Consider the following 16,117-nt stretch of genomic DNA (forward strand, 5'->3'; position numbering starts at 1 on the left):
CTCTAACGATAATGTGGAATAACAAACGACATAACAATAGCAACTACAGTGCTATCTGGCCAATTAGCGCAGGTTGTTATATAGCTGTCAACACTAACAACTCGCTTACACCAGCTACAAACTTTTTTATATTGTTGTGAACGATTAGTGGGTTTTTTCGTCACAAATGTGATCGAAAACGTCCGCTTTACAGTTTCAAGCGTACTTAATTAGTTCTCAAAGAATTAACGTTTTTTTTACGTAGGATAATATATCGCATGTCTGTCTTTTCAGTTCGACTTATCTCATTTTCACTTTTTGCCGCGCTCCTATTAAGTAGTTTTTCTTCGCTGGCACAGTTTAGAGGCGGCGACCGTCCACGTCTTGTGTCTGTAGAGCCGCTAAGTTTTGAATATGAAAGCACACTAATTGAGGCTGTTGGCAGCGCCCAAGCTAAACGTTCGGTAACTCTATTCCCAAGTGTCGCTGATGAAGTGACTGCGGTAAATTTCGTGCCAGGTCAAAATGTCGCTAAAGGAGATATTCTAGTTGAGTTAGACAGTCGCCTACAAGATGTAGACATTGAGCGTGCACAAATTCAACTAGTCGACGCCCAACGTAATTTAGAACGCGTAAAGGCAAGCCTTGCAAGAGGCGCGGTTACAGAACGAGAATTAGACGATGCTGACACCGCTGCAAAGCTAGCGAAAGTTGCACTGCAAGAAGCAAAAGAAAACAAAGAAGATAGACTAATAAGAGCACCTTTTGATGGTGTAGTAGGTTTCACGGATGTTGAGGTGGGCGACAGAGTGACGGCACAAACTGAAGTCACGACTATTGATGATAGACGCGAGCTATTCGTTAATTTTGTAGCCCCCGAGTTAGCGGTAACGTATTTGATGGAAAAGCCAGACGTACAGTTACAACCTTGGACGGACCGCACGGTATCCCTGCAGGCTAAAATTGGTGAGCTTGATTCACGAGTCAATTTGCAAGATAGAACTATTCGGGTCAGAGCATTACTCGATAACACGAACGATCAATATCGGCCAGGTATGAGTTTTCGCGTTAGTCTAGCGGTGCGCGGAGAGCGTTATGTCGCGGTCCCTGAAGCGGCGCTTTCATGGGGTGCCTCTGGTGCCTATGTTTGGTTGGCCCAAGACGATAAGGCCAAGCGCGTAGATGTGCAAGTGAAGCAAAGAATGCGTGGCCGTATACTGGTATCAGGTGACCTACGTGATGGTGAAAGTCTCATCGTAGAGGGCATTCAAAGCCTTCGTGCCGGACAGCCTCTGACCTATCCTGACAATGGCGCGATGATGAGCAAAAAAGCAGATGAACCAAGGATTGCAGGCTAATGTTTAAGAACTCTCTTTTCAAAGATGATTTACCCTCTCTTTCGATTCGCCGTCCGGTACTCATTCTTGTTATTAACTTGTTGATTGTTACCGCCGGTATTGCAGCATTATATGGTCTTGAAGTTCGTGAGTTACCCGATGTTGATCGCCCCGTTATAACTGTCTCTGCAAATTATCCAGGGGCAGCGCCTGAAACGGTAGACTCAGAAGTAACGAGTCGCTTAGAAGGGGCCGTAGCGCGCGTTAGCGGGGTTAAAAGTATCAGAGCTGACTCTGAAGAAGGCAGCAGCCGCGTGCGTGTTGAGTTTCGTCCTGGGGTGGATATTGAAGATGCCGCAAACGAAACCCGTGAGGTTGTTGCACGGGTGCAGCGAGGATTACCAGACGAAGTAGAGCAGCTGTCGGTCATCAAAGCCGATAACGACGCCCAATCGGTAGTAAACATCGCAGTATCAAGCGACCGATACGATTTGGAAACCCTGACCGATATCGTTGAAACCGACCTATCTCCATTATTCTTAAACATTCCTGGGGTTGCGGATGTTAATTTGGACGGCGACCGTCAGCGAGTATTGCGGGTCAGCGTTGATTCGTTGCGCTTAACTAGTTTTCAATTATCGATTTCTGACGTGGCTGCAGCCCTTAGTACTGCGCCTTTTGATGTGCCAGCAGGCAGCATTCGTTCTACTGACCAGCAGTTGATAGTGCGAGCCGACGCAACATCCGTGTCAGAGCAGGACGTCCGTGACATTGTGATTGCGGGTGATGTGAAGGTTGGCGATGTTGCTAATGTTTATTTTGGTCCAGCTGACTTGCGAAGCATTGTACGCTTAGACGGAAAACCCGTCATTGGCTTGGGAGTTATCCGGCAAGCCCGCTCCAACACAATTGAAATTTCAGATGAAGTGTTAATGCTGGTGGAGGGCCTCAAAGAGCGCTTCCCAGATCTCCAACTTACCGTAACGTCGGATGATGCGGAGTTTATTAGAGACTCGGTCGATGAAGTTTTGCAATCACTCGTTTTAACTATTATTTTGGTAATTGGCACACTTTGGGTCTTTATTGGAAAATTCAGAGCCACGCTTATCCCGGCTTTGGCTATCCCCGTCTCTCTAGTAGGGTCTTTAGCGCTTTTGTGGGCGTTTGGATTTTCTATCAATATTCTCACGCTTTTAGCGCTAGTGTTAGCCACCGGCTTGATTGTTGACGACGCGATAGTAGTATCAGAAAACATTCAGCGCCGCCGAGCAGCCGGTATGGGTGCGAGAGCCGCTGCGGTAATCGGCACAAGAGAAGTATTTTTTGCCGTGGTAGCCACTACTGCAGTGCTTGTTGCTGTATTTGTACCTATTGCATTCTTGCCGTCTACTGCCGGACGACTATTTAGAGAGTTTGGTGGTGTGCTTGCTGGCGGTGTAATCATTTCATCGTTCGTAGCACTGTCGTTGGTGCCAGCGCTAACTGCAAAAATCCCGGCAATTGATCTGAGCAAACAGAAAGCGCCAGGTCTGCTTAGTAAGTTTGGAACCGCCTGTGTGAATGGTTACGAACGTTCTTTGCACTTTGTACTGAAGTATTCCCTTGTGGTTGTACTGTTTTGCGTAGGCATAGCGGGTGGCGCGTATTATGTTTTCAATGAGCTTGAGAACGAATTGTTGCCTACAGAAGATAGAGGTGTCATTCGAGTATTTGCCAGAGGCCCAGATGGTACCGGTATTAATTTTATGGATCGCCAAGCCATCGCCACAGAAGAGCTGTTACTCCCTAATGTCGCTCAAAGTGAAATCGAATCTATTTATACGGTTGTCGGACGTTGGGATCCAAACGTTCTATTTATTACCGTTCCGCTAGTTGATTGGGAAGATCGCGAGCGCTCGCAACAAGAGATCATCAACGAGTTGCGTCCAATATTGTCTGAAGTTCCCGGTGCCCCTGGCCGAGCTTTTGGTTCAAACAGCTTGAATTTACGTGGATTTGGTGGCGGTTTTGAAATGGCGCTCACCGGTGAGAGCTATTTAGAGATATATCAAGCTGCGCTCGATTTTGCTAAAGTGATTGAAGAAAGATTACCAGAGCTCGGTAATGTAGATATTTCTTATGAGCCAACTCAGCCGCAACTGAGAGTAAATATTGACCGTCGTCGAGCCGAGGAGCTAGGGGTCGAATTTAACGATATATCAAGAACGCTTCGCTCGGCTATTAATGGTGACAATATCGTTGATTTGAACGTGGGTGACCAAGCTGTACCGATTATTTTGGAAGCGGATTCTCGTAATTCACTAGACCCATCGAATCTGCTAAATCTTTACGTGAGTTCATCAAGCGGCAGTTTGGTGCCATTGTCGAGTGTTGCCTTTGTAACAGAAGAAGGCGTAGCCGCAGAACTTGAGCGCCATGCTCAGCGCCGCGCTATTGAGCTTGAAATGGAGTTGCCTGCCGAAGTCACTATTGAACAGGCCGTGACGGCGATAAGAGACTTGGCAAACGAAACCCTACCTAGTGGCATAAACGTTATATTTTTAGGTGAGGCGCAAACTTTCCAAGAAACTAATCAACAGGTCATGCTCACCTATGTATTGGCTTTCTTGATTGTTTTGTTGGTACTTGCCGCACAATTTGAAAGCTTTAACAGTGCTGTGGTAGTCGTATTGACCGTGCCGTTTGGGATCGCAGCGGCCATCTACGCGCTTTATATAACGGGCACGTCGGTCAACATCTATTCGCAGATTGGCTTGGTGATGTTAATTGGTTTGTTGGCGAAAAACTCCATTCTACTAGTGGAATTTGCCAATCAGCTACGCGATCAAGGTATGGAAGTGAAAGAGTCGATCATCGAAGCGGGTAAGGTGAGATTACGTCCGATTATGATGACGTTGGTCTCGACAATACTCGGAGGCTTACCGCTTATCTTATCGACTGGTGCTGGTGCAGAAGCTCGAAATGCAATTGGTTGGGTCGTATTTGGTGGACTTGGCTTAGCCGTGGTCTTTACACTGTTCCTTACCCCGGTGCTATACTATGCACTCGCGCGCTTCTCTAAGCCTCGTGCAGATGAGGAGTTACGCCTTAATCGTGAACTAGAAGCAGCCGAGAAGCAGATCTAAGTTCGTCTAGTTTGTTTGTGCCCTGTGGTCTCAGGGCACACATATTTGTTTAAAGGCCAACTATGAAGCTTTCCCACCTCTGTGCTACTTTTGCACAACTCAATGCACTGCAGGTCTATCAAATGTTGCGGCTTCGCAGCGAAGTCTTTGTCGTGGAACAAAAGTGTGTCTATCAGGATATTGACAATAAAGACCTGCACTCACAAACCCGCCATCTGTTATGGTATCAAGCTGATGACCTCGTTGCATATGCGAGAGTTTTACCGCCTAGCTTAAGTTATGATGACCCTAGTTTAGGTCGAGTATTAACCGCCGAGTCGATAAGGGGCAAGGGCATTGGTCGTGAAATCATTCAAACTAGCTTAGATACGCTCTCCACTATATGGCCGAATCGAGCGGTGACCATTGGCGCCCAAAGTCATTTATCGCACTTGTATCAAGCATTTGGCTTTAAAGAAGTCTCGGCGCATTATCCTGAAGATGGTATTATGCATGTCGACATGACTAAAACCTAATATCTCGATTTTCAAAGGACAGCGTTAGTGAAAGTATCGTTAATTGCCGCCATGGCAAAAGACAGAGTCATTGGCAAAGACAATCAGATGCCATGGCATTTGTCTGCAGATTTAAAACATTTTAAAGCAGTGACATTAGGAAAGCCGGTGATCATGGGCAGAAAAACCTATGAGTCCATAGGCAAAGCCTTACCTGGTAGACAAAATATCGTGATTAGCGGTCAGCAAGATTATCAGCTCGATGACGCGCTTGTAGTGGCCAGCTGTGAGGAAGCTTTAGCCGCAGCAGAGCCATTATCAGATGATGTCATGATCATAGGCGGCGGCACTATCTATAAGACATTTCTGCCTCAAGCAACGCATTTATATCTGACATTTATTGATTTAGTGGTGACCGGCGATACACACTTTCCTGACTGGCACGGTGACGGTAATTGGCATGAGGTTGAACGTGCCGCTCATCAAAAAGACGATAAAAACCCGTATAACTACGAGTTTGTGACATTGGCGCGCATCTGACGGCGGCTTAAAGCAATGCTGTAGCTGTATCCATAAAGCCCACTAAAGAAAATAGACGGTGCAACCGTAAGCCATAAATTTGGCGTGGCAAATATCACATTAATGGCGATGACCAAGACGCTTTGAATCAATAGGGCCGGTAATGGCACGATTAACATGCCAGGAATTTCATTGCCCTTGAATTTCGTTCTTAATTTCTCTAAAGCGCTTTGGATACTCTGTCGCGCCGGCGATGGGTGGTCTCGGTCATCTACGAACCAGCATGGAATGATACAAGTTAAGCATAAACCTTTTTGCGCAAGCCTCGCGTGGAAAAACTCTAGTAATATACTAAAAAAGAGGGTGATCGCCGAACTGTAAATCCCTTGAACAAGGGCGGCTTTGACAAGTATAGCTTGATCTTGCGTAACCAGGCTATTGGCATAAAATGCCCAAGCGCTGTAAAAAATAAATGCTACTGCGGCGGACGCTAATAATCGAATTGCTGCCATTTAATGAACCAACACATTTTGTCTAGAAGCCGCGAGCGACCTTTTCAGAGTAAGGGTTTGGCGTTTACTCAACGCCAAACAGTGACTCTATACTTAGACCTTCATGTTTAAGCACTTCTTTCAATCTTTTCAGTGCCTCTACTTGGATTTGACGCACGCGCTCGCGGGTCAGACCGATTTCAACACCTACTTCTTCGAGCGTTGCGGCTTCGTGTCCTAGCAGACCAAAACGCCTAGCAAGCACTTCTTTTTGCTTTGAATTAAGCACATCAAGCCAATCTACAATACTGGTTTTGATATTATTGGTCTGTAATTGGGTTTCAGGGCCACTTGCGTTTTCATCGGCAATTAAGTCGAGCAGGGCTTTGTCACCGTCTCCACCAATAGGCATATCGACAGAGCTGATGCGCTCATTGAGCTTTAACATGCGTTGTACGCTGCTGACTGGCTCACCCGTCTCAGTTGCAATTTCTTCTGGCGTAGGTTCATGATCTAGCTCTTGACGCAGCTTTCTAGCGGTGCGCAAGTAAAGGTTTAACTCCTTCACAATATGAATAGGCAAACGAATGGTGCGCGTCTGATTCATCAGGGCTCGCTCAATAGTTTGGCGTATCCACCATGTGGCATAGGTGGAAAACCTAAAGCCGCGCTCCGGGTCAAACTTTTCAACGGCTCTTATTAAGCCTAAGTTACCCTCTTCGATAAGATCAAGAAGCGCTAAGCCTCTATTGTTATAGCGTCGAGCAATTTTGACGACTAAGCGTAAATTACTGACAATCATGCGTTCTCTACAAGCTACATTCCCTTTGAGGGCTTCACGAGCAAACTTTACTTCCTCTTCGGCGCTCAATAGGGGAGAGAAACCGATTTCGTTCAAATAGATTTGAGTGGCGTCTAACTGCTTAACGGATACCGGTTCTGCTTTGACCTCTGAAGGTTTTGCCTCTTCTTGGTTGTCGTCGGTGCTATCTTCGATTGCTTCAAAATCGAGCCCTTCTACATCTCGGCTATCGGTTTCAGAACTTTGCGTCATCATGTGCGTCTCCGCCTTTTTGTGACATTGGTTGAATAATTAAAACCAATGCTTTTTAAATTCTTTATATATCTGGCAAATAGATAAACGGGTCTTGGGATTTACCTTTCTTACGTATTTCAAAGTGCAACATTACCTCACTAGCCCCAGATTGGCCCATTGTGGCAATTTGCTGTCCTTGTTTTACATATGTTTGTTCGCTTACCAAAATGCTATCGTTGTGAGCATATGCGCTCAAGTACTCATCATCGTGCTTTATGATGATTAAGTTCCCGTATCCTTTCAGTGCATTTCCAGCGTAAACGACCCTTCCGTCTGCTGCTGCGGTTATCTTGCTGCCAAGTAACCCTTTGATGTCTAAGCCTCGATTAGTACCATCTGAACCGACGGTTGCTATCGTATGCTCGCCTGAGGCAGGCCAAACCCATCGTCGTTTAACAGAATTTATCGAGGATTTGTTGTGTGCTTTATGATTATTCCGATGTTTTTCCTTTTCACCTTCACCATACGCCTGTGCAGGTAAAGGGTCAACTCTTATATCTGACTTCGGTGTATTAGTTTGTGCTAAATCAATGTTAGGTCGGGTATGAGGGGGCGGCTCAGTGGCGGTCAGTTTCAATGTTTGCCCGACGTTTATCGTATAAGGTGCTGATAAACCGTTGATTTTTGCTAATTCACGATATGTATTTCCACTATAAAACGCAATGGCAAAGAGTGTGTCACCAGGCTGAACAATATAAGTGTTGCCGGTAATTTCAGTCAGATTGTTTTCGGAGGCAAGACGCGTAGAGAGCGATACTACTGGTGCGGGTTCAAATCTGCCTGCACAAGAGGCTACAAGCATGCTGCAAATAAAAACCACGAACACGCGCATTATCATTCCTTTTAAATTTCCTTTCATTTACTCGATTGACTTGGCTTAACGATAGTATGTTACGGGCCAAGCAAACAGGACGAGCACTTTAATCTCGTTAATACTAACCGGGTTAAGAGCTATGTTAAGCACTCACATTATCTAGCTAAGAGCTCCGGCAATCAATGGCACAAATTTTACCGTTTCGATAGTTTGCTCCATCCACTCTCCTTGCTCTAGGCGAATGTGTTTCAATTGCTGCTGTTTTTCGCCTACTGGTAGCACTAGCGTACCCTCATTAGAAAGCTGGGCAGGCAAAGCCTCGGGTAATGTAGATGCCGCCGCAGTGACAATAATGGCATCAAATGGCGCTTTGCTTTTCCAGCCTTCCCATCCGTCACCATGCTTCATGTGCACGTTATGCAAATCGAGTTGATTCATTTTGCGCTTTGCCTGAAATTGTAAAGCTTTGATGCGCTCAACGGTGTAGACCTTATTAAATAGCTGAGCCAAAATTGCGGTTTGATATCCTGAGCCCGTGCCGATTTCTAAAACCGTTTGTCCATGATTTTTTTGCCCTAGTAGCAGTTCGGTCATTTTAGCTACCGTGTAAGGTTGCGAAATCGTTTGCCCTTGACCAATCGGTAGGGCGTTGTTTTCGTATGCTTTATGTTTGAGCGCGTCAGGTATAAATAGCTCTCGTGGTGTACTGGCGATTACCTCTAATACTCGTGGGTGAGAGATACCTTCGTGCTTTAGTAAAGCAGCAAGTTGTTGGCCTTTGCGGGTGGGTTTGATCATCATCTCATCTAACATATTCTTGTAGCCAGGTGTTCATGCTATCGATTTGGTCATGCACCGTCATATCTGTAGATAGGGGGCTGACTGAGCAATATCCATGCTTGATGGCATAAAAGTCCGTTCCCGTGCCTGCGTCAGCCTCGTTTCCTAAGCGTCCGTACCAAAAGATGCGATTACCAAATGGGTCGGTATCTTCCACCATGGTTTCAGCGCGATGACGTTTGCCGCAGCGCGTGGCTCTTATACCTTTAATTGACTCAAGCGGAAGGTTAGGGACGTTAACGTTCAAAATTTGATTGTTTTGTAGCGGATGACCTTTGAGCTTCTTAATAATGTCTACGGTGAGCGCGGCGGCGGTGTCAAAGTGCTGATCTTGTTTAGCACATAACGACACAGCAATCGCGGGGTGCCCAAGGTGGCGTCCTTCAAGGGCAGCCGCCACGGTGCCTGAATACACGGTATCGTCTCCAAGATTTGGCCCGTGATTAATACCTGAAACCACTAAGTCAGGCTCTTCAAAAAGTCCACTGTTAACACCAAGCTGCACGCAGTCAGATGGTGTGCCGTTTACCGAATAAAATCCCTTTTCGGTTTTTTGAACACGCAGGGGCTGATGCAGCGATAGGGCGTTGCTCATTCCAGAGCAGTTTCTGTCTGGTGCAATCACAGTGACGTCGAAGTGCTCAGATAAGTGTTGATACATAGTGTGTATACCCTCGGCATATACACCATCGTCATTGCTCAATAGAATTCGCATGTCTTTCCTTACTTCGTTAGCTTTGCTGATTAGTATTGACGATTTCACGCAAGACAGATGTGGCAAAGCATCCTCCTGGTAGTGAAAAACTTAATGTCAGTGCGCTATCGATATACTGATAGTCTAAGTCTCTTGGATACAGGATTATAGGTCGGCGCTCTTGTTTGAGGCCTAACCCTGCTAGTGTTTTAATCATTTTGGCGTATGCCTGGCTACCGTTTGCCTCAAATTCTTGCGCTTGGTCTGTTACTGCGGTTTTACCATCTCCAAACAGAGGTGCGGTTAACTGCACGTCTTTGTCAAGCAGTCGTTGTTGCAAAGTGACCATGTCATCTTCGCGTGTGACAACAAAATAACTGTTGGAGCCTGATAATTGCAGTGCATCACCAGTCATAATGCGCCGATGCTGCTGTTGCGCAATACGATAGCTTAGCATTTCGTTAAACAGCCAGCTGCGCAGCGCCGATATTGCCATGGAGCGCTTGTTGCGATTCTTGATTTTTTCGCCTTGCGTCATTCTAAGGGCAAGTTCTAGATTCCCATTTAACTTTATGCCACTTGCAGTATGCATCTCGCCAAATCGTTGTTGACCATAATAATTGGGCACACCAAATTCGCTTACTGCTTCTATTCGCGCTTGCAACTGTGATACATCCTGCACATGAACATCTCGAATAGTGAGTGTAAATTTGTTACCGGCTAATGCGCCCAAGCGAAACTTCTTATTGTGGCGTGTGGCAGTTAAGATTTTTACGTTAGCGCACGCAAAATCATCCCAATTAGGAGCCTCATGCTTACCTTGGTAAATACTGAAGTATTGTCGGGTGCGAGCGAATTTATCTTTACGCCCCGCATAAGCGATGTCGCGAAGTGGAATACCAGAAAATGCGGAAAGCTGCTCGGCGACATAAGCGGTGTTGGTGTTAATTTTCTCTACCCACAACACGTGGTGCTCACCTTCACCCGTTAGTTCAAAACCTAGTTGCTCATCGACCACAAAGTCATCTGCTTGCTGTTTGATAACCCCGCAAAACTCTGGTTCACCATGCAAATATTGCCAATGAGATGTGGAAAGTGATTTCAATGACTTGACTCAAGTAGCACGACTGCGTCGCATGCGATGCCTTCTTTACGACCAACAAACCCGAGTTTTTCGGTGGTGGTGGCTTTCACACTTATCTGCTCAATGCTGACGTTTAGCGCCCTAGCAATATTTTCTCGCATGTTGGTAATATGAGGGGCTAGTTTTGGTGCTTGCGCTGCAATCGTAATATCGGCGTTAACTAACGCAAACCCGCGCTGCTTAATCAAATCATAAACGTGACATAGCAAGTTGATAGAGTCAGCATTTTCATATGCCGCATCAGTATCGGGAAAGTGTTTGCCGATGTCGCCCATGGCAAGTGCGCCAAGCAGGGCATCGCATAATGCATGTAAGGCAACGTCTCCATCGGAGTGGGCGATTAATCCATGCTCATACTCAATCGTTTCACCGCATAAAATAAGCGGTTTATCAGAGCCAAATTTATGGACGTCGTACCCATGGCCAATTCTGATCATAAACATCCTCGTTGCGATAAATAGTAGTGCATTAAATCTAAATCCTCTGGCTGGGTTACTTTTAGGTTGCAAGGCTCTCCTAATATAAGTGTCACATTACCGCCTACCAACTCTATCGCCGAAGCCTCATCGGTCACTGTTTGTCCTAGTTCGCTAGCCTGCTTAAGGGCCTTATGCAAATCACTTACATTGAACATTTGTGGTGTTTGCGCCTGCCAAAGTGTGCTTCTATCAAGGGTTTGCTTCACTTTGCTGGGCTCAGTAGGTGAGCATTGCTTAATAGTATCTATTACCGGAAGCGCCAGAATTGCGCCGTTTCCTTTTGTAACACTTACACTAAGTAAGCGATTTAGGGCTGTATGGCTAAGCCCTGGGCGCGCTGCATCGTGCACCAATACGGTTTTGTCTGCATGCTGGTCAAGCAAGTGCGTAAGACCATTCAAAACTGAAGATGCCCTGTCTTCGCCGCCCTCAATGGCAGTTACTTTTTTGTGTGATGCGATATCCAAGCGTGCAAAATCGGTATCATTTGGATGCAAGCAGACAATAATTTCGGCAATTTGTGGATGAGAGGTAAATACCTCAAGGGTGCGCTCAATAATCGATTTAGTACCAATTACCAAGTATTGCTTAGGATGGTCGGCCCCCATACGAGCGCCTATACCAGCAGCAGGAATAACAACCGAAAATTGCTTAGGGGTTTGCAAAATACATTACTCTTTAGGCAGGATGCGGTAAAACGTTTCGCCTTCTTTAATTAAGCCTAATTCGTTGCGCGCACGCTCTTCCATTGAATCAATTCCTAATTCTAGGTCGTTAATGTCGGCCTTAAGTAGCGCATTGCGTTGACGTAGGTTTGCGTTTTGTTGCTGCATGTCGGTGATACTTGACTGCATCTCTTGGTAATCAGCGATACTGTTTTTACCAAACCACAAGCGCGCCTGAAGCGCGATTAATAGCGCTATTAGGACAACGGCGAGCCACTTGTGCTTCATTTTATACCTGCGTCTTTGCTTCGATTTTGATGTGTATTTTAGGGCAAATAGCGCGGTTAAACAATGCCATCATAATTTTGCTTGGCAATTGCTAATTCTTCGTTATAGTGCACGCATATTTGGGTGACCAACTTGCATCATGCGAATAGGATTTGCCCCTTTTGATTTGAGTCTGCAATGCATGCGTTTATGAATTTTTACAGTGTGTTTCTAAATGTATACATTGGATTTCACTGAGCATCGCTTTGTTTTTGCTATCGCGCTACCATACAGCGCATGTCGTTAATGTTTACACGCTCATTAGAGGTACCTTATGTTAGTACGCAGTAATCTTGCTACCAAGTCACTTATCCGCCAGAAAATCCGTGACTTTTATCGTATTGGCGAGGCCCGTGCTATCGATCATATACTTCCTGAGGCCGAAGTCAGCATGCGAGCGCGCAGCCGCGCCTGGGAGCGTGCTCGCACTATGGTGCTTAGAATTCGCCGCGAGAACTCCGCACATGGCGGTGTCGATGCGCTATTAAATGAGTACTCGCTGTCTACCGCCGAGGGGGTGGTGTTAATGTGTTTGGCCGAAGCGCTTCTTCGCGTGCCAGATAAAGCCACCCAAGATGAATTAATTAGAGACAAGTTATCCCAAGGTAAATGGGCCCCTCATTTGGGCAACAGTGAGTCATTGTTTGTCAATGCATCTGCATGGGGTTTGATGTTTACCGGTAACATGGTGACCTATGCCGACAAGCGTAAACAAGAGCAGTTAGGTCTCTTGAAAAAGACCCTTGGGCGTTTAGGTGAGCCCGTTATTCGCCGAGCAATGAATATTGCCATGAAGGTGATGGGCAAACAGTTTGTGATGGGTGAAACCATTGAAGATGCCGTAGAAAGGGCACAAGAAAAAGAACGTAAAGGTTATGTTTATTCTTACGACATGCTCGGCGAGGGCGCCCGCTCAGCCTTGCATGCAAAGCGGTATTACGACTCTTACGTAAAAGCGATTAAAGTCATTGGCAAAGCAGCAAATAGACGCGGCCCTAAAAAGAGCCCTGGCATTTCCGTTAAACTCTCTGCCATACATCCGCACTTTGACTTTCTAAAACATGAAACGGTTGTTGATGAAATCAGTGAAAAGCTAAAAGCGCTCTGTTTGATGGCCAAAGAATATGACATTGGCTTAACTGTCGATGCGGAAGAATCGGAACGTTTAGAAATATCGCTAGATATCATTGAACGCGTGTTTAGTGATGCAGACCTAAGTGGTTGGAACGGCTTTGGTATTGCCGTTCAGGCTTATCAAAAACGCGCTATTTTTGTCATCGAATGGATTCGAGAGCTGACCCAAACGGTTGGCAAGAGCATGATGGTGAGGCTGGTAAAAGGTGCGTATTGGGATACCGAGATCAAGCACACTCAGCAACTTGGCGTTGCAGAATTTCCCGTATTTACAAGAAAGTCGTCTACTGACGTGTCATACCATGCCTGTGCAAACCGTTTGCTCGCGTATCGCGATACCATTTACCCGCAATTTGCCACGCATAATGCATACACCGCGTCAGTTATTTTAGAGCTTGCTGGTGACGATAAAGAGAACTTTGAGTTCCAATGCTTGCATGGGATGGGCGACACGCTGTACGACCAAATTGTTGAAGAAGACAAAATACAAGTGCGCGTATATGCGCCAGTGGGCGAGCACGAAGACTTATTGGCCTATCTTGTAAGACGTTTGCTCGAAAATGGCGCCAATTCGTCTTTTGTAAATGCCATCGTGGATGATGAAAAAGAAGTAGAAGAACTTTTAGGTGATCCTGTAGAGCATACCCAGCGTTTAGCGCGCCGAGAGAATGACCAAATTGCTATGCCTATCGCCATGTTTGGGAGTGAACGAAATAACTCCAAAGGGCAGGATTTGTATGACATTAATGCATTAATTAACACCAAGTTTAATCTTGAAAAGCGTTTTGCCAAGCATATGCTAGCGCTTTCGAAAATGGACATTACATCAGACCATGTACCGGTGATTAACCCGGCAAATCACGATGAAATTATTGGTTATCATCTTTTTGATGATGCAGAAGCGATGCGCAAGAAGCTAAGCGTGGCTCATGAAGCTTTCGACAGTTGGTCTAAAACGCCAGTAAAAGACCGAGCGTTGGTGTTAAACCGCACTGCAGACATCCTTGAGCGACATATGGATGAGCTCATTGGCTTATGTATAAAAGAAGCAGGTAAAGTGGCACAAGATGGCATAGATGAAGTGCGCGAGGCCGTTGATTTTTGTCGTTATTATGCTGCACGAGCGATTGAGCTGGACCCAGATGATCGCTTAGCACCACGGGGTGTGATTTTGTGCATCAGTCCGTGGAACTTTCCATTGGCCATTTTTCTTGGTCAAGTTGCCGCTGCGGTTGTGACCGGTAACACGGTCATTGCGAAACCTGCTGAACAAACCAGCATGATCGCCAAGCGTGCTATTGAGTTAATGCAGTCGGTGGGTTTGCCCACAGGTGCGGTGCAACTAGTATTAGCACCGGGTTCACAAGTGGGTGAAGTCATGCTTCCTGATTTAAGGATTCAAGGTGTGATGTTTACCGGCTCTACGCAAACCGGGACTCTTATTTCGCAAAAGCTAGCGCAGCGAGGGACTGGACAAGTACCGCTAATTGCCGAGACTGGCGGACAAAACTGCATGATTGTAGATTCTACCGCCCTACCTGAGCAAGTGGTCGATGATGTCATCATGTCTGGTTTCCAGAGTGCTGGGCAACGTTGTTCGGCGCTTCGCGTTCTATACGTACAAAATGACATTGCCGACGATTTAATTGAAATGTTGATTGGCGCCTTAAAAGAATTAAAAGTTTCAGATCCGCAATGGTTGTCGACAGACGTAGGTCCAGTGATTGACAAAAAAGCACTTAAAGCATTAGAAGATCATGCTGAGCAAATGCGCACCAAAGACGGCGTGAAACTATTGTATCAATGCGAGGTAGACCCATCGGTAAACGGCACCTTCTTTGCGCCTCGTTTATATGAGATTCAGTCTATCGACCAATTAGAGCGGGAAGTTTTTGGTCCCTGTGTGCATATAGTGCGTTTTGATGGCAAAAAAATCCGTGAAGTGATTGACGCCATCAATGGTACTGGCTTTGGGTTAACAATGGGCATCCATTCGCGCATTGAAGAGCGAGCCCATGAGCTTGCTAAGCTCTCAAATGCGGGCAATGTGTACATTAATCGTAATATGATTGGCGCGATTGTTGGCGTGCAGCCTTTTGGTGGGCGAGGCCTATCGGGAACGGGACCAAAAGCAGGTGGCCCTAACTATCTGCCGCGATTAATGGTAGAAAAAGCGACGCCTGATGCGGAGCCTATCTCGGAAGACTTTACCGACGACCGAGCACTTATCAGTGAGGCAGGAGACTTTGACGATGTTGCGGCAATGATGAAAAGTGCCAGTGGCGTTGCGCAAGCATGGCGCTTAACGTCATTAACATCTCGTATTTCATGGGTGCGTCAATTGTTGGCAAAAATTGCCAATGTCGATATTGTTGACGAACTCGCGGATGATTTAAATATCACTTTGGCGACGGCGCGAGCCCAGCTCATTTCAATCGAAAAGCGCTTGAAAAAACCCAAGGTATTACCTGGCCCGACGGGTGAGTCAAACACCTTACATCTTGAGCCACGCGGGATTTTAGTTACTTTTGCAGACAAAGAAGTGACGTTTGAATACTGGATGTTGTCTATCGTGACAGCGTTGGCTACGGGCAACGTGGTCATATCGGTCGTTTCGGAGCTGTTTTATGATGAAGCATTGGCCTTCAAGAGCAAGCTAGAGACCACTGGCGCGCCTGATAACATCTTTCAGGTGGCGCGCTTAAAGCATCTTCAAGCGTTGTTGGAGCATGAGCATTTATCGGGCGTTGTTATTGACAGTAACACCTCTCGTGCGGCAAATGTCGCGCGCGAGTTAGCTAAACGCAAAGGCGCAATACTACCTATGATCACTGCCGAATATAACGATAATATGATTGGTCGTTTGATGACCGAGAAAACCATATCGATTGATACGACAGCCTCTGGTGGAAATACGTCACTGATGACCCTCACCGAAGATGACGAAGAGTAGGCAGATGCTTAGTAACTAAAAAGAGC

13 protein-coding genes and 1 pseudogene are annotated in these 16,117 nt (G+C 46.1%); 5 read left to right on the top strand and 9 right to left on the bottom strand.

What is annotated here, in order from left to right; translation table 11 throughout:
- The first annotated feature begins 257 nt into the window (after positions 1–257).
- The 4 genes from KJ365_RS05040 (at position 258) to folA (ending at position 5,475) form a co-directional block, all read left to right on the top strand.
- Positions 258–1,337, top strand: a complete 1,080-nt coding sequence (locus KJ365_RS05040) for an efflux RND transporter periplasmic adaptor subunit (protein ID WP_214450545.1) — start codon at positions 258–260, stop codon at positions 1,335–1,337.
- Entirely contained in the window at positions 1,337–4,441 is a 3,105-nt protein-coding gene (locus KJ365_RS05045; protein WP_214450546.1) for an efflux RND transporter permease subunit, read from the top strand. Before KJ365_RS05040 ends, KJ365_RS05045 begins: the two co-directional genes overlap by 1 nt.
- Positions 4,442–4,503: 62 nt before the next feature.
- Entirely contained in the window at positions 4,504–4,956 is a 453-nt protein-coding gene (locus KJ365_RS05050; protein ID WP_214450547.1) for a GNAT family N-acetyltransferase, read from the top strand.
- A 51-nt stretch (positions 4,957–5,007) separates the two neighbouring features.
- Positions 5,008–5,475: a type 3 dihydrofolate reductase gene (folA, locus tag KJ365_RS05055; RefSeq protein ID WP_250884093.1), complete on the top strand. Its 468-nt coding sequence runs from the start codon at positions 5,008–5,010 to the stop codon at positions 5,473–5,475.
- Here folA and KJ365_RS05060 read toward each other — a convergent pair.
- The 9 genes and pseudogenes from KJ365_RS05060 to ftsB all read right to left on the bottom strand — a co-directional run bounded on the left by KJ365_RS05060 (position 5,445) and on the right by ftsB (position 11,965).
- Positions 5,445–5,966, bottom strand: a complete 522-nt coding sequence (locus KJ365_RS05060; protein ID WP_214450549.1) for a hypothetical protein — start codon at positions 5,964–5,966, stop codon at positions 5,445–5,447. The genes folA and KJ365_RS05060 overlap by 31 nt on opposite strands.
- A 64-nt stretch (positions 5,967–6,030) precedes the next feature.
- A pseudogene (rpoS, locus tag KJ365_RS05065) lies at positions 6,031–7,017 on the bottom strand (RNA polymerase sigma factor RpoS); the annotation flags it as partial.
- A gap of 46 nt (positions 7,018–7,063) precedes the next feature.
- Positions 7,064–7,873 (bottom strand): peptidoglycan DD-metalloendopeptidase family protein, encoded by an 810-nt coding sequence (locus KJ365_RS05070; protein ID WP_250884039.1) that lies wholly within the window; start codon positions 7,871–7,873, stop codon positions 7,064–7,066.
- Between the two features lie 141 nt (positions 7,874–8,014).
- A complete protein-coding gene (locus KJ365_RS05075; RefSeq protein WP_214451285.1) occupies positions 8,015–8,653 on the bottom strand; it encodes a protein-L-isoaspartate(D-aspartate) O-methyltransferase in 639 nt (212 codons plus the stop codon).
- A 4-nt stretch (positions 8,654–8,657) separates the two neighbouring features.
- Positions 8,658–9,410 carry a 5'/3'-nucleotidase SurE gene (surE, locus tag KJ365_RS05080; protein WP_214450552.1) on the bottom strand — a complete coding sequence of 251 codons (753 nt, stop codon included), beginning with the start codon at positions 9,408–9,410 and terminating at the stop codon, positions 8,658–8,660.
- Positions 9,411–9,426: 16 nt separating this feature from the next.
- Positions 9,427–10,494: a tRNA pseudouridine(13) synthase TruD gene (gene truD, locus KJ365_RS05085; protein WP_214450553.1), complete on the bottom strand. Its 1,068-nt coding sequence runs from the start codon at positions 10,492–10,494 to the stop codon at positions 9,427–9,429.
- Positions 10,491–10,970, bottom strand: coding sequence for a 2-C-methyl-D-erythritol 2,4-cyclodiphosphate synthase (gene ispF, locus KJ365_RS05090; RefSeq protein WP_214450554.1), 480 nt, complete (start codon positions 10,968–10,970; stop codon positions 10,491–10,493). Before ispF ends, truD begins: the two co-directional genes overlap by 4 nt.
- Entirely contained in the window at positions 10,967–11,677 is a 711-nt protein-coding gene (gene ispD, locus KJ365_RS05095) for a 2-C-methyl-D-erythritol 4-phosphate cytidylyltransferase (RefSeq protein WP_214450555.1), read from the bottom strand. Before ispD ends, ispF begins: the two co-directional genes overlap by 4 nt.
- A 6-nt stretch (positions 11,678–11,683) precedes the next feature.
- On the bottom strand, positions 11,684–11,965 hold the full coding sequence (gene ftsB, locus KJ365_RS05100; protein ID WP_214450556.1) for a cell division protein FtsB: 282 nt from the start codon (positions 11,963–11,965) through the stop codon (positions 11,684–11,686).
- Positions 11,966–12,278: 313 nt separating this feature from the next.
- On the opposite strand from ftsB, the gene putA reads away from it, so the two are divergent.
- Complete coding sequence (putA, locus tag KJ365_RS05105) at positions 12,279–16,091, top strand: bifunctional proline dehydrogenase/L-glutamate gamma-semialdehyde dehydrogenase PutA (RefSeq protein WP_214450557.1); 3,813 nt, start codon at positions 12,279–12,281, stop codon at positions 16,089–16,091.
- The last annotated feature ends 26 nt before the right edge of the window (positions 16,092–16,117 follow it).

The sequence above is a fragment of the Glaciecola sp. XM2 genome (assembly GCF_018595715.1).
Taxonomy (GTDB): Bacteria; Pseudomonadota; Gammaproteobacteria; order Enterobacterales; family Alteromonadaceae; genus Glaciecola.